The 18,870-nt window shown below is 54.1% G+C and carries 17 protein-coding genes and 1 other RNA gene; 5 read left to right on the top strand and 13 right to left on the bottom strand.

Features of this window, described 5'->3' with window-relative positions:
* Window positions 1–27 precede the first annotated feature (27 nt).
* Complete coding sequence (locus ABK821_RS00380; protein WP_142502658.1) at window positions 28–606, bottom strand: YecA family protein; 579 nt, start codon at window positions 604–606, stop codon at window positions 28–30.
* Window positions 607–770: 164 nt separating this feature from the next.
* Here ABK821_RS00380 and zapA point away from each other — a divergent pair, with 164 nt between their 5' ends.
* From zapA to ABK821_RS00365, 3 genes are all read left to right on the top strand, one after another.
* The gene (zapA, locus tag ABK821_RS00375) at window positions 771–1,100 is read left to right on the top strand and encodes a cell division protein ZapA (protein ID WP_004105598.1); all 330 of its coding nucleotides are present in this window, start codon (window positions 771–773) and stop codon (window positions 1,098–1,100) included.
* A gap of 41 nt (window positions 1,101–1,141) precedes the next feature.
* A non-coding RNA gene (gene ssrS / locus ABK821_RS00370) (6S RNA) lies at window positions 1,142–1,325 on the top strand.
* Window positions 1,326–1,438: 113 nt separating this feature from the next.
* Window positions 1,439–2,035 (top strand): 5-formyltetrahydrofolate cyclo-ligase, encoded by a 597-nt coding sequence (locus ABK821_RS00365; protein WP_343178125.1) that lies wholly within the window; start codon window positions 1,439–1,441, stop codon window positions 2,033–2,035.
* 113 nt (window positions 2,036–2,148) lie between these two features.
* Here the strand turns inward: ABK821_RS00365 and serA are convergent, their stop codons facing one another.
* Window positions 2,149–3,381 (bottom strand): phosphoglycerate dehydrogenase, encoded by a 1,233-nt coding sequence (gene serA / locus ABK821_RS00360; protein ID WP_138360792.1) that lies wholly within the window; start codon window positions 3,379–3,381, stop codon window positions 2,149–2,151.
* Window positions 3,382–3,649: 268 nt separating this feature from the next.
* On the bottom strand, window positions 3,650–4,309 hold the full coding sequence (gene rpiA, locus ABK821_RS00355) for a ribose-5-phosphate isomerase RpiA (RefSeq protein ID WP_138360794.1): 660 nt from the start codon (window positions 4,307–4,309) through the stop codon (window positions 3,650–3,652).
* A 169-nt stretch (window positions 4,310–4,478) separates the two neighbouring features.
* Here rpiA and argP point away from each other — a divergent pair, with 169 nt between their 5' ends.
* Complete coding sequence (gene argP / locus ABK821_RS00350) at window positions 4,479–5,372, top strand: DNA-binding transcriptional regulator ArgP (RefSeq protein ID WP_138360795.1); 894 nt, start codon at window positions 4,479–4,481, stop codon at window positions 5,370–5,372.
* 187 nt (window positions 5,373–5,559) lie between these two features.
* Here the strand turns inward: argP and ABK821_RS00345 are convergent, their stop codons facing one another.
* The 7 genes from ABK821_RS00345 to tkt form a co-directional block, all read right to left on the bottom strand.
* Window positions 5,560–6,327, bottom strand: coding sequence for an oxidative stress defense protein (locus ABK821_RS00345; protein WP_138360796.1), 768 nt, complete (start codon window positions 6,325–6,327; stop codon window positions 5,560–5,562).
* Window positions 6,328–6,418: 91 nt separating this feature from the next.
* Window positions 6,419–7,054, bottom strand: coding sequence for an arginine exporter ArgO (argO, locus tag ABK821_RS00340; RefSeq protein WP_138360797.1), 636 nt, complete (start codon window positions 7,052–7,054; stop codon window positions 6,419–6,421).
* A gap of 189 nt (window positions 7,055–7,243) precedes the next feature.
* Window positions 7,244–8,101 carry a small-conductance mechanosensitive channel MscS gene (gene mscS / locus ABK821_RS00335; RefSeq protein ID WP_138360798.1) on the bottom strand — a complete coding sequence of 286 codons (858 nt, stop codon included), beginning with the start codon at window positions 8,099–8,101 and terminating at the stop codon, window positions 7,244–7,246.
* Between the two features lie 188 nt (window positions 8,102–8,289).
* A complete protein-coding gene (fbaA, locus tag ABK821_RS00330; protein ID WP_009654956.1) occupies window positions 8,290–9,369 on the bottom strand; it encodes a class II fructose-bisphosphate aldolase in 1,080 nt (359 codons plus the stop codon).
* 97 nt (window positions 9,370–9,466) lie between these two features.
* Entirely contained in the window at window positions 9,467–10,630 is a 1,164-nt protein-coding gene (gene pgk, locus ABK821_RS00325) for a phosphoglycerate kinase (protein WP_138360799.1), read from the bottom strand.
* Window positions 10,631–10,681: 51 nt separating this feature from the next.
* Window positions 10,682–11,701, bottom strand: coding sequence for an erythrose-4-phosphate dehydrogenase (gene epd / locus ABK821_RS00320; RefSeq protein WP_138360800.1), 1,020 nt, complete (start codon window positions 11,699–11,701; stop codon window positions 10,682–10,684).
* A gap of 326 nt (window positions 11,702–12,027) precedes the next feature.
* The gene (gene tkt, locus ABK821_RS00315; RefSeq protein WP_138360801.1) at window positions 12,028–14,019 is read right to left on the bottom strand and encodes a transketolase; all 1,992 of its coding nucleotides are present in this window, start codon (window positions 14,017–14,019) and stop codon (window positions 12,028–12,030) included.
* A 277-nt stretch (window positions 14,020–14,296) separates the two neighbouring features.
* Here tkt and ABK821_RS00310 point away from each other — a divergent pair, with 277 nt between their 5' ends.
* A complete protein-coding gene (locus ABK821_RS00310; RefSeq protein ID WP_138360802.1) occupies window positions 14,297–15,055 on the top strand; it encodes a M48 family metallopeptidase in 759 nt (252 codons plus the stop codon).
* A 111-nt stretch (window positions 15,056–15,166) separates the two neighbouring features.
* Here the strand turns inward: ABK821_RS00310 and speB are convergent, their stop codons facing one another.
* From speB to yqgB, 3 genes are all read right to left on the bottom strand, one after another.
* Window positions 15,167–16,087: an agmatinase gene (gene speB / locus ABK821_RS00305; RefSeq protein WP_138360803.1), complete on the bottom strand. Its 921-nt coding sequence runs from the start codon at window positions 16,085–16,087 to the stop codon at window positions 15,167–15,169.
* Between the two features lie 230 nt (window positions 16,088–16,317).
* On the bottom strand, window positions 16,318–18,294 hold the full coding sequence (gene speA, locus ABK821_RS00300; protein ID WP_138360804.1) for a biosynthetic arginine decarboxylase: 1,977 nt from the start codon (window positions 18,292–18,294) through the stop codon (window positions 16,318–16,320).
* A gap of 8 nt (window positions 18,295–18,302) precedes the next feature.
* A complete protein-coding gene (gene yqgB, locus ABK821_RS00295) occupies window positions 18,303–18,434 on the bottom strand; it encodes an acid stress response protein YqgB (protein ID WP_138360842.1) in 132 nt (43 codons plus the stop codon).
* Window positions 18,435–18,870 lie beyond the last annotated feature (436 nt).

The following is an 18,870-nucleotide window of genomic DNA, read 5'->3' as shown; positions in this document are numbered from 1 at the left end:
ACGCCCCCTGAACAATTTAGTGAATAATTAGTGTAGTGTCGGCTTCTGAACTTCCGGCGCAGTAGGTTTTTGCATTGAAAACGTATCGTGGCACAACAGCGCTGCAACGCGGACGTACTCGATAATCTCTTCAAGGGACATTTCGAGCTCTTCCTGATCCTCGTCTTCGTCGTACCCGAGCTGGGCGATATTGCGCAGATCGTCAATCGCTTCGCCCGCTTCGTCTTTGACTTTATCCAGCTTAGGCTGCGTCACGCCTAACCCAAGCAGAAAATGGTTCACCCAGCCCGCCAGCGCATCGGCACGATCGAACACGCTCACCGCCTCGCCATCCGGCAAGTAAAGCTGGAACAAAAAGCCGTCATCTTCCAGCGAATCACTGGTGGCGGAATGCATGTGACGCAGCGCCTGCGCCAGTTCATGGCCAAAAGCCAGTCCTTCGTTAGTCAGGTCATGCACCAGAGGCTGCCAGCTGCTGTCCTTGTTGCCGCCACACAGGATCCCACAGATTAATCCGTGCATTTCGGCAGGCGTTAATCCCACCCCTTGTTGGTTCAGTAACTGGTCTACATCACTGTAACCAGGCATTTCGTTCTGTATAGACATGCGCATTCGTCATCGTTGGGAGGAATATTCATGATATGCTACCACTTTGGACCCTGGTGAACCAGAATAGGACTTGTATCTCCGAACCAGGGTAGCTATAGTGTCGCCCCTTCGCGGAGCCTCCTTGGCGCGAAGGCCGCGCAGTTAATCAGCAGGAAGGTGGCATGTCTGCACAACCCGTAGATCTCCAGATTTTTGGCCGTTCACTCCGCGTGAATTGCCCGCCCGAACAAAGGGATGCCTTAAACCAGGCCGCTGATGACCTGAATCAGCGGTTGCAAGATTTAAAAGAACGCACTAGAGTCACAAATACTGAGCAGTTGGTGTTCATCGCCGCGTTGAACATCAGCTATGAGTTGACTCAGGAAAAAGCGAAAACCCGCGACTACGCCGCCAGTATGGAGCAGCGTATTCGGATGCTTCAGCAGACCATCGAACAAGCGTTGCTTGAGCAAGGTCGCATAAGCGAAAGACCCGGGCAGAAGTTTGAATAACACTTTGCATTTAACTGTGTTAGAGTAATCGCAAGAACAAAATTTCTCTGAGATGTTTGCAAGCGGGCCAGTCCCCTGAGCCGATATTTCATACCACAAGAATGTGGCGCTCCATGGTTGGTGAGCATGCTCGGTTCGTCCGAGAAGCCTTAAAACCGTGACGACACATTCACCTTGAACCAAGGGTTCAAGGGTTACAGCCTGCGGCGGCATCTCGGAGATTCCCTTCTTTATCGTTCCATCCCCCGACTTCATTTCCGGCTTATGCCATCGTGTATTACACTATGCCTGTTTGTATTGTTTGCTCACCATTGTTTGTACACCAATGAGATTCAGGCATGACGCTATTGTCAGATATCCCGTACACCAGGCAACACATTCGCCAGCAGATCCGCCAGCGCCGACGCGCGTTAACACCGGAGCAGCAAACACAGTTTGCCCTGCAGGCAGCAGACAGAATGATGGTGTATCCTCCTGTTTTGCTTGCGCATACGGTCGCAGTATTTCTTTCGTTTGATGGCGAACTGGATACGCAGCCGCTCATTGACCAACTCTGGCGAGCGGGCAAGCGGGTTTATCTCCCCGTCCTTCACCCTTTCAGTCCGGGCAATCTGTTATTTTTACACTACCACCCGCACAGTGACCTGGTCGTCAATCGTTTGAAAATCCACGAACCCAGACTTGATGTGCGCGATGTGCTGCCCCTCAGCCAACTGGATGTGCTGATTACCCCGCTGGTGGCGTTCGATGCCGTCGGGCAACGCCTGGGAATGGGTGGCGGATTTTACGACCGGACGCTGCAAAACTGGCGGCAATACCATCTTCAGCCGGTCGGCTACGCCCACGATTGCCAGCAGGTCGAAGCGCTACCGGCAGAGCAGTGGGATATCCCGCTGCCAGCGGTCATCACGCCGTCAAAAACCTGGATCTGGTAAATCGGCTTTAATCGCCAGCAGCGCGTTTGTATGAGCGAGAGAAACGTCAGAATTGCGGTATGAAGCCGAGAGAAGGGGCAGGTTGCTGACCTGCCCGCTGGCAACAAAGGGGATTAGAACAGCAGACGAGCGCGAATAGTGCCCGGAATGGCCTTCATCGCCTGCAATGCGGTCTGTGCCACATCTTCTTCCGCTTCGATATCGATAACCACGTAACCCATCTGCGGCGTGGTCTGCAGATACTGCGCCGCGATGTTAATACCCTGGGCCGCAAAGATCTGGTTAATCGAGGTCAGCACGCCCGGACGGTTTTCGTGGATGTGCAGCAGACGGCGGCCACCGTGCAGCGGCAACGACACTTCAGGGAAGTTAACCGCAGAAAGCGTCGAACCGTTATCAGAGTATTTCACCAGCTTGCCCGAGACTTCCAGACCGATATTTTCCTGCGCTTCCTGAGTTGAACCGCCAATGTGCGGAGTCAGGATAACGTTGTCAAATTCGCAGAGCGGGGAGTTAAACGGATCGCTGTTGGTCGCAGGTTCGGTTGGAAATACATCAATCGCCGCGCCCGCCAGATGTTTGCTCGCCAGCACCTCGCACAGGGCCGGGATATCAACGACTGTGCCGCGAGAGGCGTTAATCAGCAGCGCGCCCGGCTTCATCAGCGCCAGTTCTTCCGCGCCAATCATATTTTTAGTGGAGATGTTTTCCGGCACATGCAGACTCACAACATCGCTCATATTCAACAAATCAGAGAGATGCTGTACCTGAACGGCGTTACCTAACGGTAATTTGCTTTCAATATCATAGAAATAGACGTGCATCCCCAGCGATTCGGCCAGGATACCCAGTTGGGTACCGATATGACCATAGCCAATAATGCCCAACTTTTTGCCGCGCGCTTCGAAGCTGCCAACCGCCAGTTTGTTCCACACGCCGCGATGTGCTTTCGCGTTTGCCGCCGGCACGCCGCGCAGCATAAGCAACAATTCGCCAATAACCAGTTCAGCAACGGAGCGCGTATTTGAGAACGGCGCGTTAAACACCGGAATACCGCGTTTTGCCGCCGCATTCAAATCAACCTGATTGGTACCGATACAGAAACAGCCGACGGCAACCAGCTTTTCCGCCGCCGCGAAAATCTCTTCAGTCAGATGAGTACGGGAACGCAGGCCAATAAAATGAGCATCACGGATCGACGCTTTCAGCGCTTCGCTATCCAGCGCGCCTTTGTGAAACTCGATATTGGTGTAGCCCGCCGCGCGGAGATTATCCACCGCTTTTTGATGTACACCTTCAACCAGCAGAAATTTAATCTTGTCTTTTTCCAGTGATACCTTAGCCATTTCCCCGTCCTGTTTTGTCTTAACTGATGTCGTGCGGAACGAAAGTTCTTCTCAGCAACATATCAAAAAAAACTATCGCGGCAATATGAACGTTTGCGCCAACAACCTGAAGAAATATCACTCAGCGGGAAATGACAGAACAAAACACCATAAAGAAAAAGAAAGACAGACTGTTACTCATGATTTGAGAATAAATGTGACATAAGTCACCAAAATGAACCTGATAAAAAAATATTGGCGAGGGAGCAGGTTCACTCCCCCGGTCAGACTATTTCGTGATGGTTTTTACTCCATCGGCGGTGCCGATCAGCGCGATATCCGCGCCACGATTCGCAAACAGGCCGACGGTTACCACGCCGGGAATACCGTTGATGGCATTTTCCAGCGCCACGGCGTCAAGAATCTCCAGGCCATATACGTCGAGGATCACGTTACCGTTGTCGGTCACCACGCCCTGACGATACTCCGGACGACCGCCCAGCTTAACCAGCGCACGCGCCACGGCGCTGCGGGCCATCGGAATCACTTCAACCGGCAGCGGAAATGTACCGAGAATATCGACCTGCTTAGAAGCATCGGCGATACAGATAAACTTGTCAGCAACCGAGGCGATAATTTTCTCCCGCGTCAGCGCCGCACCGCCGCCTTTAATCATCTGCATATGGCCGTTAATCTCGTCAGCACCGTCGACATAGATGCCCAGACGATCAACGCTGTTAAGATCAAAAACAGTAATACCGAGGCTTTTCAGTTTTTCGGTTGAGGCATCGGAGCTGGAAACCGCCCCTTCAATCTGCCCTTTCATGGTGCCCAGCGCGTCAATAAAATGTGCCGCCGTGGAACCCGTACCAACCCCAACGATGGTGCCCGGCTGTACATACTGCAATGCCGCCCAGCCTACTGCTTTTTTCAGTTCATCTTGCGTCATGATTATGGTCCGAAATGTAATTGCCTGTGGCGCATTATAGAACATCAGGGGTGTTATTGTCCCTGCGACGAAGATCACACAACGCAGCAGACAATTTTTTCGTCTTCATCAAAAGCAAATTTATGTCATAGTGCGAGTTAACGAAAAGTATTAGGGGTACGTCAGAGCAATGAAACGACCGGACTACAGAACACTACAGGCGCTGGACGCGGTAATCAGGGAACGAGGATTTGAGCGCGCCGCGCAGAAGCTTTGTATCACCCAGTCCGCCGTCTCACAGCGCATTAAACAACTGGAAAATATGTTTGGCCAACCGCTGCTGGTGCGCACCGTACCGCCGCGTCCTACCGAGCAAGGGCAAAAATTGCTGGCCCTGCTGCGTCAGGTCGAGCTGCTGGAAGAGGAGTGGCTGGGCGATGAGCAAACCGGCTCCACGCCGCTGCTGCTGTCGCTGGCGGTCAACGCCGACAGTCTGGCAACCTGGCTGCTGCCCGCGCTTTCCAGCGTACTCTCCGACTCCCCTATTCGCCTCAATTTACAGGTGGAAGATGAAACCCGTACCCAGGAACGTCTGCGCCGCGGTGAAGTCGTCGGGGCAGTCAGTATTCAGCCGCAGGCACTGCCCAGTTGCCTGGTCGACCAGCTCGGGGCTCTCGACTATCTGTTCGTCGCCTCTAAAGAGTTTGCGCAACGCTATTTTCCCAACGGCGTCACCCGTTCGGCGCTGCTCAAAGCGCCGGTGGTGGCGTTCGATCATCTCGACGATATGCACCAGGCTTTCTTACAGCAGAATTTCGACTTACCGCCGGGCAGCGTCCCCTGCCATATCGTGAACTCTTCTGAAGCCTTTGTGCAGTTAGCTCGTCAGGGAACCACCTGCTGTATGATCCCGCATCTGCAGATTGAGAAAGAGTTGAACAGCGGTGAGCTTATTGACCTCACCCCTGGCCTGTTCCAGCGCCGGATGCTCTACTGGCACCGTTTCGCGCCGGAGAGCCGCATGATGCGCCGGGTGACCGATGCGCTGATCAATTATGGGCACAAAGTATTAAGGCAAGATTAGGCCAGGCTTTCAGGGTGGGAGCCATCCAGCCAGTGAATGACGAGTTACAGTAATCTGACTTTATGCAATCGGTTCACATTGGGCGAGGGTTCACGGCGGGCTTTGCTAAACGATTCAGCGTGTCGCCGATATCATGTTGACGCAATGACCATCGGAAAAGCCCGGCATGCAGGCCGGGCAACATAGTCTATTGCGCCGCTTTTGACTCATCAGCAGCTTTTGCTGGCGTGGACGGAGCCGAGGCAGACTGCGCAGGTTGCAGTTCAAACACCACATCCACCTGATCATCAAACTGAATTGTCGCCTGTTCATAGCTTTCCTGAGCAGAAACTGGCGCCGCATCCGCTTTCATCATCCGCACCATCGGGCTGGGCTGGTAATTGGAGACATGATAACGAACGCTATAGACCGGCCCCAGCTTACTATGGAAACCGGCTGCCAGTTCCTGTGCCTGGTGAATAGCATTATCAATCGCCGCTTTGCGCGCTTTATCTTTATACGCGTCCGGTTGCGCAACCCCCAGAGACACTGAGCGGATCTCATTCAGACCCGCTTTTAATGCGCCATCTAACAGACCGTTGAGCTTATCCAGTTGCCGTAACGTGACTTCAACGCTACGCACCGCGCGGTAGCCCTTAAGAATGCTTTTACCATTCTGATAATCATAATCAGGCTGAGTACGCAGATTGGCTGAGTTAATATCTTTCCTGCCAATACCGCTCTTTTCCAGGAAAGAAAGATACTGGGCAACACGTTCGTCAGCCTGTTTCTTTGCCGATGCCGCGTCTTTCGCGGAGACGTTAACTTCAATCGCCAGGGTGGCGATATCGGGAACCGCGGCAACGCTGGCGGTCCCTGACGTGACAATATGTGGGCCATTTGGCAATTCATTTGCCTGTGTGGCCATTACGCTAAATCCGAGTGCTGCCGCCAGGGCCATGACTTTTAACTTCACTGTCGTTTCTCCATCTTACATGAGTCGTCCATAAGGTGGACGCATGCCAACCAGCTTAGCGCGTAGATGAGGAAAGTCCATCAGAGAAGGCTTAGTTAAGCAGCGCCTGCACATGCGCAAGGCCATCTTTCGCTAACTGTAGCGCAATCATCCACATTACCAGGCCGACCAGCAGATTGATGACTCTTTGCGCCGTTGCCGTACGCAAACGCGGTGCCAGCCAGGCGGCCAGCAGGGCCAGACCAAAGAACCATAAAAACGAAGCGCTAATGGTACCTAAGGCAAACCAGCGCTTTGGCTCTGCTGCCAGTTGTCCGCCAAGGCTGCCGAGCACCACAAAGGTATCAAGATAAACATGTGGATTCAGCCAGGTCACCGCCAGCATGGTGACAATAATTCTCCAGCGCCCCTGCTTCATCGCTTCCGCGCTGGCCAGTTCCAGATGTCGGCTAAAAGCCGTTTTCATCGCCCCAAAACCGTACCACAATAAAAAGGCGACGCCGCCCCAGGTCACCATCGCCAACAGCCACGGCGACTGCATCAGCAACGCGCTGCCGCCAAACACGCCGGCACAAATGAGCAGCAGATCGCTGATCGCGCAAAGCAGAGCAATCATCAGATGATACTGGCGACGAATACCCTGATTCATCACAAAAGCATTTTGGGGACCGAGCGGCAAAATCATCGCCGCTCCCAGAGCAAGCCCCTGGAAATAATAAGATAACATATGGGATTTTCCGCCAGAGTCGTAAATTCGGACTGACTATAGCGCGGCACGATTATTAGATGAAATTTATATTTTTAATCATTAATAAGTAAAGCTAATAAAAGATTTTTACAGGCGCTTGTCGTCGCAAACAAAAAGGGCCCGCGATCATCAACCGCGAGCCCTTTTCGCTAAAACCTGAAGCGAATATTATTCCGCCTGTTCTTTCACCTTCTTAACGTTCACATCCATTTGCGGATACGGGAAGCTAATTCCGTTGGCGTCAAAATCACGCTTAATACGCTCCAGAATATCCCAGTAAACGCTTTGCAGATCGCTACTTTTGCTCCATACGCGCACCACGTAGTTCACCGATGACGCCCCCAGTTCATGGAGACGAACCGTCATTTCCCGATCTTTCAGGATACGCTCATCAGATGTAATGATATCGGTAAGCAGCTTTTTCACCAGATCCGTATCAGAGTCATATCCAACGCCAATGATAAACTCATTACGGCGAACCGGTTCACGGGAGAAGTTGGTGATATTACCGTCAATAACCTTTTTGTTCGGCACAATAACGATTTTGCCATCCGCGGCACGCAGCGTGGTGGAAAAAATCTGGACGTTAAGTACCGTTCCCGCGGTACCGCCCAGATCAACGTACTCCCCCGCGCGGAACGGACGGAAAACAACCAGCAGCACGCCAGCCGCGAGGTTAGCCAGCGATCCCTGCAGCGCCAGGCCAACGGCCAGACCTGCGGCGCCAAGAACGGCGATAACCGATGCTGTCTGCACGCCTACACGCCCCAGTGCGGCAATCAGCGTAAAAGCAATAACCGCATAACGCGCCAGTGCGGACAGAAAATCGGCGACGGTGGCATCAATGTGTCGCGCCTGCATCAGACGATTCAGAGTATTAGACACAATTCGCGCCACGATCAGACCAACAATAATAATCGCGATGGCCGCGACGATGTTGACGGCATAACTCAGTAATAGTTGCTGATTACGCACCAGCCATGAACCGGCGTGATTTATGCTACCGACAACGTTCAACTCTTCCATTTAACATTCCTTATGGATACCCGGACGGGAAATAAAATAACTAAGCCTGCTAATGGCAGGTAGCTTAAGGGTAAACAATAAGCGTATGTTTTGCCAAATTGATCACATTTTTTCGCGACGTTCTGCCTTGCCCGAAAAATAAAAAAAGCCCGCATCGCTGCGGGCTCCAGACTAAAAAAAGAATTTTGTTACAGAACGTCGATCGCGTTCAGCTCTTTAAATGCCTGCTCCAGACGCGTCACCATTGAGGTCTGAGCGGCGCGCAGCCATACGCGCGGATCGTAGTATTTCTTGTTCGGCTGGTCTTCGCCTTTCGGGTTGCCCAGCTGGCCCTGCAGGTAAGCTTCGTTCGTTTTGTAGTACTGCAGGATACCGTCCCAGGTTGCCCATTGGGTATCGGTATCGATGTTCATTTTGATAACGCCGTAGCTTACGGAGTCTTTGATTTCCTGAGCAGAAGAACCGGAACCGCCGTGGAAGACGAAGTTCAGGCTGTTGTGCGGCAGGTTATGTTTCTTAGAAACATATTCCTGAGAATCACGCAGGATAGTCGGGGTCAGAACCACGTTGCCCGGTTTGTAAACGCCGTGCACGTTACCAAAGGAAGCAGCGATGGTGAAACGCGGGCTGATTTTGCTCAGCTCGGTGTACGCGTAATCAACATCTTCCGGCTGGGTGTACAGAGCGGAAGCATCCATGTGGCTGTTGTCCACGCCGTCTTCTTCGCCACCGGTGCAACCCAGTTCGATTTCCAGCGTCATGTCCATTTTGGCCATACGCGCCAGGTATTTAGAACAGATCTCAATGTTTTCATGCAGCGATTCTTCAGACAGGTCAATCATGTGAGAAGAGAACAGCGGTTTGCCGGTAGCAGCGAAATGTTTTTCACCCGCATCCAGCAGACCGTCGATCCACGGCAGCAGTTTCTTCGCACAGTGGTCGGTGTGCAGAATAACCGGAACACCGTAATGCTCAGCCATCTGATGAACGTGGTGCGCGCCAGAGATCGCCCCCAGAATTGCCGCGCCCTGAGGCACGTCAGTTTTCACGCCTTTGCCGGCGATGAACGCCGCGCCGCCGTTAGAGAACTGAACGATAACCGGAGAACGAACTTTTGCTGCGGCTTCCAGAACGGCGTTGATGGAATCAGTACCCACGCAGTTTACCGCTGGCAGAGCAAAGTTGTTTTCTTTAGCAACCTGGAACACTTTCTGAACGTCGTCGCCAGTGATGACGCCCGGTTTTACGAAATCAAAAATTTTAGACATGTTACGTAGTCCTGTATCTGTATCTTCGACCGTTGAAGGAGGTTCGCGAGCTTTTACACGCGCTGAAAAACAGGCGGGTCTCCCCGCCTGAACTGAATTACTGCTTAGCGCGCTCTTCGAGCATAGCTACTGCAGGCAGAACTTTGCCTTCCACGAATTCGAGGAATGCGCCGCCGCCAGTGGAGATGTAGGAGATTTTGTCCGCAATGCCGAACAGGTCGATTGCCGCCAGAGTGTCACCGCCGCCAGCGATGGAGAACGCTTCGCTGTCGGCGATCGCGTTGGCAACAATTTCAGTACCTTTACGGAAGTTCGGGAATTCGAACACGCCAACCGGACCGTTCCACAGAATGGTTTTTGCATTTTTCAGGATTGCAGCCAGTTTTTCTGCGGAGGCATCGCCGAGGTCCAGAATCTGCTCGTCATCTTTGATGTCGCTAACCGATTTCAGGGTCGCGGTTGCTGTTTCAGAAAACTCGGTCGCCACGCGGACGTCAGTCGGAACCGGGATATCGCAGGTGCCGAGCAGGCGTTTCGCTTCATCAACCAGGTCGGCCTCGTACAGGGATTTGCCCACATTGTGCCCCTGAGCGGCAACGAAGGTATTGGCAATACCACCGCCAACGATCAGCTGGTCAGCGATTTTGGACAAGGAGTCCAGAACGGTCAGTTTGGTAGACACTTTAGAACCACCAACGATAGCCACCATCGGGCGAGCCGGTTCTTTCAACGCTTTACCCAGCGCGTCCAGCTCAGCGGCCAGCAGCGGACCTGCGCAAGCGACGTCGGCGAATTTACCGATACCGTGAGTAGAAGCCTGGGCGCGGTGAGCAGTACCGAATGCGTCCATCACAAACACGTCGCACAGAGCAGCATATTTTTTAGACAGCGCTTCGTCGTCTTTCTTTTCGCCTTTGTTGAAGCGAACGTTTTCCAGCACCACCAGTTCACCGGCAGCCACGTCAACGCCATCCAGGTAATCTTTTACCAGGCGAACCGGATTGGAGAGTTTGTCTTTCAGGTAGTTAACAACCGGCAGCAGAGAGAATTCTTCGTTGTACTCGCCTTCGGTAGGACGACCCAGGTGAGAAGTGACCATCACTTTCGCACCCTGTTTCAGGGCCAGTTCAATGGTCGGCAGAGAGGCGCGGATGCGCGCATCGCTGGTTACTTTCCCTTCTTTAACGGGTACGTTCAGATCCGCGCGGATAAAAACGCGTTTACCCGCCAGATCCAGATCGGTCATCTTAATTACAGACATGGTGAATCCTCTCGTTGATTCTTAATAAAGTTTTGCAAGCGCCTGAGCGCCTTACCTGAAACCTTGTGCGGCCATCGCTAACGTGGTGTCAAGCATCCGGTTAGCAAAGCCCCATTCGTTATCACACCAGACCAGCGTTTTGATCAAATGTGCGCCACTCACCCGCGTCTGCGTGCCATCAACAATCGCGCTATGCGGGTCATGGTTAAAATCTATCGAGACTAACGGTAATTCCGTATAGTCAACTATACCATGAAATGAACCCTGTGCTGCTTTTTGCAACAACTGGTTGACTTCACTCGCTTTTACTGGTTTCTTCACCGTCACGCTGAGGTCAATTGCCGTGACATTAATGGTCGGCACGCGAACCGCAATCGCCTCAAAACGGTCGTTAAACTGGGGAAAGATACGCGCGATCCCCGCAGCCAGTTTAGTATCCACCGGGATAATCGATTGACTGGCTGCTCGCGTACGGCGCAGATCCGGATGGTAGGCATCAATGACCTGCTGATCGTGCATCGCGGAGTGGATCGTCGTTACCGTGCCTGACTCAATGCCGTAAGCATCATCCAGCAGTTTAATGACCGGAATAATGCAGTTGGTGGTACAAGAAGCGTTGGAGACGATACGGTGCCCGGCGCGTAGCTCATCATGATTTACGCCAAAAACCACCGTTGCGTCGAGATCGTTGCCGCCAGGATGTGAAAAGAGCACCTTCTTTGCCCCGGCCTGAAGGTGGGCTTCGCCATGTTCACGGCTACCGTAAACGCCGGTGCAGTCAAGCACGACATCAACCGCCAGTTCCCGCCAGGGTAACGCCGTAATGGAAGACTCATGCAACAGGCGAATCGCATCATCGCCAACAAACAGTTGCTCTCTCTCCTGGCGCACATCCCAGGCAAAGCGCCCATGGCTGGTGTCATACTTCAACAAATGCGCGATACCCGCGGCATCCGCCAGTTCGTTAATTGCCACTACGGTGATTTCCGCCCGGCGCCCGGATTCATACAAAGCACGAACCACGTTACGCCCGATGCGACCGAAGCCATTAATCGCAATGCGTATGGTCATAGGTCTCCTGCAAGGCTTTCCCTGATCTGAAGTGGCTGACAGAGTAATCCAGCAACGCCGTGAGGGAAACCTTACCTGTCGCAAACTGCGACTGATTGATTAATTGTCGAACATTTAGCCGACTGAAACGCTTCAGCTAGAATAAGCGAAACAAGGAATAAAAGGAATGATTGTCCAGCTCAATAAGCGATTTATCTGACTTGCGTCACATTTTAAAAGGAATAGTTTATTGGGAAACCATCATTCCTGCGGTACCGTTTATTGCTTTCAGCCAGATAAATGAAAAAAGGCCGCTCTCTCGCGGCCTTAGTGTGGAAACGCATCTGCTACAGCAGCGCTTTCGCCTTAGCAACCACGTTCTCAACGGTAAAACCGAACTCTTCGAACAGTTGCTCCGCCGGGGCTGATTCACCGAAGGTGGTCATGCCGACGATCGCGCCGTTCAGGCCCACGTATTTGAACCAGTAGTCGGCGATACCCGCTTCGATTGCCACGCGCGCAGAGACTGCTTTCGGCAATACCGCTTCACGATAGGCCGCATCCTGCTTGTCGAACGCGTCGGTGGACGGCATGGAAACCACCCGCGCTTTCACGCCTTCGGCGGTCAGTTTTTCGTATGCCGCAACCGCCAGCTCCACTTCGGAACCGGTGGCAATGAAGATCAGTTCCGGCTGACCGGCACAATCTTTCAGTACGTAACCACCGCGGGCGATGTTCGCCAGCTGCTCTTCGCTACGCTCCTGCTGCGCCAGGTTCTGACGGGAGAGGATCAGCGCGGTCGGGCCGTCCTGACGCTCCACACCGTATTTCCACGCCACCGCAGATTCCACCTGGTCACACGGACGCCAGGTGCTCATGTTCGGGGTGACGCGCAGGGAGGCCACCTGTTCTACCGGCTGGTGCGTCGGGCCGTCTTCCCCCAGACCGATGGAGTCGTGGGTGTAGACCATCACCTGACGCTGCTTCATCAGCGCCGCCATACGCACCGCGTTACGGGCATATTCCACGAACATCAGGAAGGTGGAGGTGTACGGCAGGAAACCACCGTGCAGCGCGATGCCGTTGGCAATGGCTGTCATACCGAACTCGCGCACGCCGTAGTGGATGTAGTTACCGGCGGTATCTTCGTTGATCGCTTTAGAGCCGGACCACAGGGTCAGGTTAGACGGCGCCAGGTCAGCGGAGCCGCCGAGAAACTCAGGCAGCAGCGGACCAAATGCTTCAATGGCATTCTGCGACGCTTTACGGCTGGCGATTTTCGCCGGATTCGCCTGCAGCTTCGCGATAAATTCATTCGCTTTCGCGTCGAAGTCAGCCGGCATATCGCCTTTCATACGACGGGTAAATTCAGCCGCTTCCTGCGGGAAGGCTTTGGCATAGGCGGCAAACTTCTCGTTCCACGCAGACTCTTTCGCCTGACCGGCCTCTTTCGCATCCCACTGCGCATAGATGTCCGACGGAATTTCGAACGGCGCGTATTTCCAGCCCAGTTGTTCACGGGTCAGCGCGATTTCCGCATCGCCCAGCGGCGCGCCGTGGGAATCGTGGGTACCGGCTTTGTTCGGGGAACCGAAACCGATGATGGTTTTGCACATCAGCAGGGACGGTTTGTCGGTAACCGCGCGCGCTTCTTCCACCGCACGTTTAATCGCTTCAGCATCGTGACCATCCACGCCGCGCACCACGTGCCAGCCGTAAGCTTCAAAACGCTTCGCGGTATCATCGGTAAACCAGCCTTCAACGTGACCATCAATGGAGATACCATTGTCGTCGTAGAATGCCACCAGTTTGCCCAGTTTCAGGGTGCCGGCCAGGGAACATACCTCGTGAGAGATACCTTCCATCATGCAGCCGTCGCCCATGAACGCGTATGTGAAGTGGTCAACAATATCGTGGCCCGGACGGTTGAACTGCGCCGCCAGGGTCTTCTCGGCAATCGCCATCCCGACCGCGTTCGCAATGCCCTGCCCCAGCGGGCCGGTGGTGGTTTCGACACCGGCTGTGTAGCCCACTTCCGGGTGGCCCGGCGTTTTCGAGTGCAACTGACGGAAGTTTTTCAGCTCTTCAATCGGCAGGTCATAACCGGTGAGGTGCAGCAGGCTGTAGATCAGCATCGAGCCGTGGCCGTTGGACAGTACGAAACGGTCGCGGTCGGCCCAGGACGGATTGTTCGGGTTATGGTTCAGGAAATCACGCCACAGGACTTCGGCAATGTCAGCCATCCCCATCGGGGCGCCCGGGTGACCGGATTTGGCTTTCTGTACTGCGTCCATGCTCAGCGCACGAATAGCGTTAGCAAGCTCTTTACGTGAGGACATTTTGACTCCAGATCGGATAATGAAGGCCGTGCCCGCAACGGCTTGACGACCGCGCGTTTTGGGCTACGCCGGAAAAAAGTGTGAACAATGTAACCTAAGCGGCAAAGCATGTACATGGAGCATCCTTTTGCCGCTTAAGAAATCTCCGGAACAGGTTGTGCTACGCGGTAATCCTCTCGCCCGCCTCTCAAGAGAGTATTTATAATTTGCGCAGGATATGGCAGGTCAGCCATAGCCATTTTTCGAATAAATAACCATAAGATTGTGGAAGATAAAAATGAAAATTCACTCAACTATTTTTGCCCTTGGGATCGCCGCAGCCCTCACCGGATGCCAGAACATGGATTCCAGCGCCCTGCTCAGCTCAGGAGCGGGAGCCTATCAGGCCTGGTCGCTCAGCGATGAGCAGGTGAAAGCGTTAAGCGATAAAGCCTGTCAGGAGATGGATGCCAAAGCCACCATCGCGCCTGCGGGGAGCCAATACAGTAAACGGCTGACTAAAATCGCCGCCGCGCTGGGGGACAATATCAACGGCCAGCCGGTGAACTACAAGGTGTACCAGACCAAAGACGTTAACGCCTTCGCCATGGCTAACGGCTGCATCCGCGTATACAGCGGACTGATGGATCTAATGAACGACAACGAAGTCGAAGCAGTGATCGGCCACGAAATGGGCCACGTCGCGCTTGGGCATGTGAAGAAAGGAATGCAGGTCGCATTAGGCACTAACGCCTTGCGCGCGGCGGCGGCTTCCGCTGGCGGCGTTGTCGGCAGCCTGTCGCAGTCCCAGCTAGGCGATCTTGGTGAAAAGCTGGTGAATTCTCAGTTCTCTCAACGTCAGGAGTCGGAAGCGGACGATTACTCTTACGATTTGCTGCGTAAGCGCGGGATTAGCCCTGCCGGGCTCGCCACCAGCTTCGAGAAACTGGCCAAACTGGAAGCCGGTCGCCAAAGTTCAATGTTTGACGATCACCCGGCGTCTGAAGCGCGCGCTCAGCATATTCGCGAACGCATGGCTGCGGACGGAATTAAGTAATGATTCCCCCCATTCCGCAACGCTATTGGGCGGAATGGGGGAAGTCAGATGGGTTCCGGACCTACAGCCGGAACGCCGCCCCTGCTCAAACCGGCAAGCCAAATAACCCGATTACTCGCCTTTCTTCGCCGCCTGGATATATAGCATTTCCAGCGCTAGCGTCGCTGCCGCCAGCGCGGTGATCTCCGATTGATCGTAGGCAGGCGCGACTTCTACTACGTCCATCCCCACAATGTTCAAATCCTTCAGGCCGCGCACCAGTTTGATCGCACGATCCGACGTCAGGCCGCCAATCACCGGCGTACCGGTACCCGGCGCGAACGCGGGATCGAGACAGTCGATATCAAACGTCAGATAGACCGGCATATCGCCAACGATCTGTTTCACCTGCGCGATCACGTCGTCCGCGGTACGATCGTTGACCTGGCCCGCGTCCAGCACCGTGAAGCCGTTATCTTTATCAAACTCGGTACGGATACCGATCTGCACGGAATGATGAGGATCGATCAGACCTTCGTTCGGCGCGGTATAAAACATGGTGCCGTGGTCAAACTCGCAGCCGTTCGCGTAGGTATCGGTGTGGGCATCAAAGTGTACCAGCGCCATTTTGCCGAAGTGTTTAGCATGCGCGCGCAACAACGGCAGAGTCACGAAATGGTCGCCGCCGAAGGAGAGCATACGCTTCCCGGCCGCCAGCAATTTCTCCGCATGGGCCTGCAGCTTTTCGCTCATTTCACGCGCATCGCCGAAAGCATAAACCAGGTCGCCGCAGTCAACTACGTTCAGGCGCTCACGCATGTCGAAGTTCCACGGGAAGCGGTTGTGCTCCCACGCAAGGTTGGTCGAAACCTGGCGGATCGCCGCCGGTCCGTGACGGCCGCCCGCACGCCCGGAAGTCGCCATATCAAACGGAACGCCGGTAATGACCCAGTCGGCATCGCTGTCGTACGGCTGGAAATTCAGCGGCAGACGCAGGAAGCCAAATGCGTTAGATACCAGCGAGTTATCATATTGATGACCTAAGGTGCTCATGTCCTGACCTCTTTTAAAGTCGATACATTAAAAACAGATGAAAAAAAATCCCCTCCGCGTCGTTAAACCCGACGAGGAAGGGATTAATTAGTAAATCGCTTATTGGGGCGAATTATCGCCGGTAATACATGCGGGTTCAAGTGAGTATAGCACTCTGCCGGATGGCGCCGCCGCCTTATCCGGCCTGCATTCACAGGCCCGGTAAACGCAGCGCCACCGGGCACCGACGGCTACTCATCTTCCAGGTAAGTATACCCGTACAGACCCGCTTCGAACTCTTCAAGGAACTGTTGCTGTAAATCCGCATCCAGATCGGTATTTTTCACCTGATCGCGGAACTGAGTCAGCAGCGTGCTCGGCTCCAGCTGCACGTATTGCAGCATATCCGCCACGGTATCCCCTTCATCAGACAATTCAACTTCGACGCTGCCATCAGGGAAGACAAACACGTCCACGGCTTCCGTATCGCCGAACAGGTTATGCATATTGCCGAGAATTTCCTGATAGGCGCCGACCATAAAGAAGCCCAGCATCGGCGGGTTGTCTGGATCATATTCCGGCATCGGCATGGTGGTCGCAATACCGTCACCATCCACATAGTGGTCGATCGCGCCATCGGAATCGCAGGTAATATCCAGCAGCACCGCACGACGTTCCGGCACCTTGTTCAGCCCTTCCAGCGGCATCACCGGGAACAGTTGATCGATACCCCAGGCGTCCGGCATCGACTGGAACAGGGAGAAGTTGACGTAAATTTTATCCGCCATTCGTTCCTGCAGTTCGTCGATGATCGGGCGATGGGCGCGGTTGCTCGGATCAAGCTGTTTCTGTACTTCATGGCACATATTCAGATACAGCTGTTCGGCCCAGGCGCGCTCCTGAAGATTAAAGGTGCCGGAGGAGTAGCCGATATGAATATCGTGCAAATCCATCTGGCTATCGTGCAGCCATTCCCGCAGCGAGCGGCGATTGCCGGTTTCGTGCATTTCCTGCCAGGTTTCCCACATACTTTGCAGCGGACGGGCGGCATCTTCCGCTGGCGGGGTGGCCTCGGTATATTCGTTACGCTCAACGCCGATAATATTGGAGACCAGCACCGTGTGATGCGCGGTGACTGCGCGACCGGACTCAGTAATCACCGTCGGATGCGGCAGGCCGTTCTCTTCACAGGCATCGCCAATCGCCCAGATAATATTGTTGGCATATTCGTTCAGACCGTAGTTCACCGAACAGTCAGACTGCGAACGGGTGCCTTCATAATCAACGCCAAGACCGCCGCCAACATCGAAGCACTGAATATTGACGCCCAGCTTATGCAGTTCGACATAAAAGCGTGCGGACTCGCGGACGCCGGTGGCGATATCGCGAATATTGGCCATCTGCGACCCCAGGTGGAAGTGCAGCAGTTGCAGACTCTCCAGGTGCCCTGCCGAGCGCAGGATCTCAACCAACTGCAGAACCTGCGTTGCCGCAAGGCCGAATTTTGATTTTTCGCCGCCGGAGGATTGCCATTTACCGGAACCCTGAGAAGCCAGACGCGCGCGGACGCCAAGCCGCGGCACCACGTTCAGGCGCTCGGCCTCCTCCAGCACGATGGCGATTTCCGACATTTTTTCGATGACCAGATAGACCTTATGGCCCATCTTTTCACCCACCAGCGCCAGGCGGATATATTCACGGTCTTTATAACCGTTGCACACAATCACGCTGCGGGTCATGCCCGCATGCGCCAGCACCGCCATCAGTTCAGCCTTGGAGCCCGCTTCCAGCCCCAGCGGTTCGCCGGAGTGGATCAGCGATTCAATAACCCGACGATGCTGGTTAACCTTGATCGGATAAACCAGAAAGTAGTCGCCGTTGTAGCCATAGGATTCCCGCGCGCGCTTAAAAGCCGCGTTGATGGAGCGCAGGCGGTGCTGCAGAATCTGCGGGAAACAAAATAGCGCAGGCAGGCGCTGGCCCTGCGCTTCACGCGCTTTTACCAGCTCAGCGAGGTCAACGCGCGCTTGCGGGACGTCAGGGTCAGGGCAGACGCTGATATGGCCCAGTTCGTTAACGTCGTAGTAGTTATTACCCCACCAGGCAATATTATAAGTGCGTAGCATCTTGCTGACTTCCTGGGAGCTCATCGCAACCTCCTGCATGGAACGTAGTACACCGTGCTCGCCTGCTGACGAAGGCGAAAACAAAGGCATGTCGTCAGACATAGCGAACCTCAAATTTTATTAACAAGTGTAAAACAGTTGACTACTATCGCAATCCGAAGACGCGATAACAACCCATAAACAGTCCCTGATCCCAGCGGATAGTGCTGGACCTGTGACTGTGCGACCGGTTTCTTATTCATATCATCGTACAACACGTCGCCGAACAGCGTATGACAGTCCGGAGAAACCACGAGAAAACCCTTGCTATCGCAAGAGCGCCCTTGTTCAGTTTTCGGCTGGCCGACCGGCCCTGGAATCCTGAGAAGCGCCGAGATGGGTAGAACATCGGCAGGTTTGCATGAGAAAGATGCAGAATGATGCAGGACAGTGACGCGCGACGATACGACGCGGCGAGCCAGGTGAAAAACGTGGGTTCATTATCTGTGAGCACCTCCACACTGCCCCGATACGGGCCAGCGACAAGCCAAAGCGATACATTCCTGACAGACAGCGCAAACGCCATTGCGGGGCGCTGTAAATACAGACTGCTTAGCCTATTCCACCAGGCGTTATTGTTGCAGGCCGTTTGAGCACTGCCCGGGTTCAAAAATAGCCCCAATGGGATAGGCTCTTAAC

It is taken from the genome of Klebsiella sp. KE9456 (genome assembly GCF_043832615.1).
Classification (GTDB): domain Bacteria; phylum Pseudomonadota; class Gammaproteobacteria; order Enterobacterales; family Enterobacteriaceae; genus Klebsiella; species Klebsiella indica.
The sequence above is the reverse complement of the archived record's forward strand: the minus strand, read 5'-3'. Positions and strand labels throughout refer to the sequence as shown.

Excerpts from the sequence above, each read along its gene's own strand:
- argO (WP_138360797.1), bottom strand. The coding sequence starts at position 7,054 with ATGTTATCTTATTATTTCCAGGGGCTTGCTCTGGGAGCGGCGATGATT.
- ABK821_RS00365 (WP_343178125.1), top strand. The coding sequence starts at position 1,439 with ATGACGCTATTGTCAGATATCCCGTACACCAGGCAACACATTCGCCAG.
- rpiA (WP_138360794.1), bottom strand. The coding sequence starts at position 4,309 with ATGACGCAAGATGAACTGAAAAAAGCAGTAGGCTGGGCGGCATTGCAG.
- ABK821_RS00380 (WP_142502658.1), bottom strand. The coding sequence starts at position 606 with ATGTCTATACAGAACGAAATGCCTGGTTACAGTGATGTAGACCAGTTA.
- speB (WP_138360803.1), bottom strand. The coding sequence starts at position 16,087 with ATGAGCACCTTAGGTCATCAATATGATAACTCGCTGGTATCTAACGCA.
- speA (WP_138360804.1), bottom strand. The coding sequence starts at position 18,294 with ATGTCTGACGACATGCCTTTGTTTTCGCCTTCGTCAGCAGGCGAGCAC.
- fbaA (WP_009654956.1), bottom strand. The coding sequence starts at position 9,369 with ATGTCTAAAATTTTTGATTTCGTAAAACCGGGCGTCATCACTGGCGAC.
- yqgB (WP_138360842.1), bottom strand. The coding sequence starts at position 18,434 with ATGAATAAGAAACCGGTCGCACAGTCACAGGTCCAGCACTATCCGCTG.
- mscS (WP_138360798.1), bottom strand. The coding sequence starts at position 8,101 with ATGGAAGAGTTGAACGTTGTCGGTAGCATAAATCACGCCGGTTCATGG.
- serA (WP_138360792.1), bottom strand. The coding sequence starts at position 3,381 with ATGGCTAAGGTATCACTGGAAAAAGACAAGATTAAATTTCTGCTGGTT.
- zapA (WP_004105598.1), top strand. The coding sequence starts at position 771 with ATGTCTGCACAACCCGTAGATCTCCAGATTTTTGGCCGTTCACTCCGC.
- ABK821_RS00310 (WP_138360802.1), top strand. The coding sequence starts at position 14,297 with ATGAAAATTCACTCAACTATTTTTGCCCTTGGGATCGCCGCAGCCCTC.
- pgk (WP_138360799.1), bottom strand. The coding sequence starts at position 10,630 with ATGTCTGTAATTAAGATGACCGATCTGGATCTGGCGGGTAAACGCGTT.
- tkt (WP_138360801.1), bottom strand. The coding sequence starts at position 14,019 with ATGTCCTCACGTAAAGAGCTTGCTAACGCTATTCGTGCGCTGAGCATG.
- argP (WP_138360795.1), top strand. The coding sequence starts at position 4,479 with ATGAAACGACCGGACTACAGAACACTACAGGCGCTGGACGCGGTAATC.
- epd (WP_138360800.1), bottom strand. The coding sequence starts at position 11,701 with ATGACCATACGCATTGCGATTAATGGCTTCGGTCGCATCGGGCGTAAC.